General features: G+C 44.8%; 1 protein-coding gene and 1 pseudogene. Both read right to left on the reverse strand.

The features are described 5' to 3' along the window. Positions 1 to 241: pseudogene (gene istB / locus VF675_RS13645) on the reverse strand (IS21-like element ISAba8 family helper ATPase IstB); the annotation flags it as partial. Continuing rightward, entirely contained in the window at positions 241 to 1,260 is a 1,020-nt protein-coding gene (gene istA / locus VF675_RS13650) for an IS21-like element ISAba8 family transposase (protein WP_180111679.1), read from the reverse strand. The pseudogene istB and the gene istA, both read right to left, overlap by 1 nt. Between the last annotated feature and the right edge of the window lie 88 nt (positions 1,261 to 1,348).

Below are 1,348 nucleotides of genomic sequence, written 5' to 3' on the forward strand. Positions count from 1 at the left end.
CATAATTAAAATCATAGTCTTCCAGGGTTTTGACTTGAGGCAGGCCTGAGAGTTTCATCAGTACCTGCTGACTGCGCTGTTGCCTGGCAGCATATTCATGCGTCAAGATCGCTTCAACAAAGTCGGCATAACTTCCATCCTGACCTAATGTTTGTTGTGCATGATGTGACCATTGTGATGCGATGGCAGGCAGATTGAGCTTTTGGCAAAGTTGCTCTATACGGTCGTATTGCAGATTCATCAGGAAACTCCCAGCAACTGGTCATATACCGATAAGGGATGCTGCAAACTCTCGTAGGGCATGACATGCTGTGCTGCTGCAACAGGTACAGTGCCAGAACCCGTATCTGATTGCGGTAATGGCGTAAATTTTTGCTGCTCCTGTTGCAGTCGAACAGCCGGTTTTTCTTGCGTGGTGGCATGAATCCGCTGATTGGCGGTTTCATGCAGCCACCGGCCAATGTGGGCATTGGCGACATCAACATCTAACAATAAACCTGAAGTCTTCAGGCTTGCTTTCAATGGCACAATAAAGCTTGATTTGAGGTATCCATTAAAGCGTTCAACTTTGCCTTTGGTCTGTGCACGGTAGGGCTTACATACGCGAGGACGAAAGCTGTATTTCTTGGCGCAGTCGAGCAGTTTGGGATTCCATTTATGCTGCCCCTCCTGATAGGCATCCCGTTCAATCATGATCGTTTTAGCGTTATCAAACAGTATTTCCTGAGGTACTCCTGCAAAGAACTGAAATGCATTTTCTAGACCATCGATCCATGCATCGGTACGTTCATGATCATAAAATTTCACGAAAGTCGCTCTGGAATACCCTAATGTTGCGACAAAAGCTTTTAAAGTCGTGTTGTTACGTCGAATCGTGGTGAAATCCACTTGCATTTGTTGGCCAGGTTGGGTTTCAAAACGAATGATCGGTTCCGGTTGGGCAACTGGTTTTAATGTTGCAAGATATTCCCTCAAGATCCTGATCTTTCCTGGATATCCCAACCCTAAAATTTCCTGGTAGAGCACAACAGCAGGAATCCATTCAGGATGAGCTGCGTTTACACGTTGGAGTAAATAGGGTTTATATGGGTCAAGGATACTTATTCTAGGCTGTATACGCTGATACTGAGGTGTGGTGTTTTGCCGTAAATATTTACGTACGGTATTTCTGGACACCCCCAGTTCACGACTAATGGCTTTAATAGATTTACCTTGTTGATGAAGTATTTGGATTGTCACTGCTTGCTCCAAAGTTAACATGTTGAGCAGTCCAAAATGACCGCTATATTAACCAAGGGGGTCAGTTTTTAAATGCCATTAGGGGGTCATTTTTACACTGCCGCTAACA

The sequence above is a fragment of the Acinetobacter sp. Lyrl_1 genome, assembly GCF_051948795.1.
GTDB classification, from domain to species: Bacteria; Pseudomonadota; Gammaproteobacteria; order Pseudomonadales; family Moraxellaceae; genus Acinetobacter; species Acinetobacter towneri.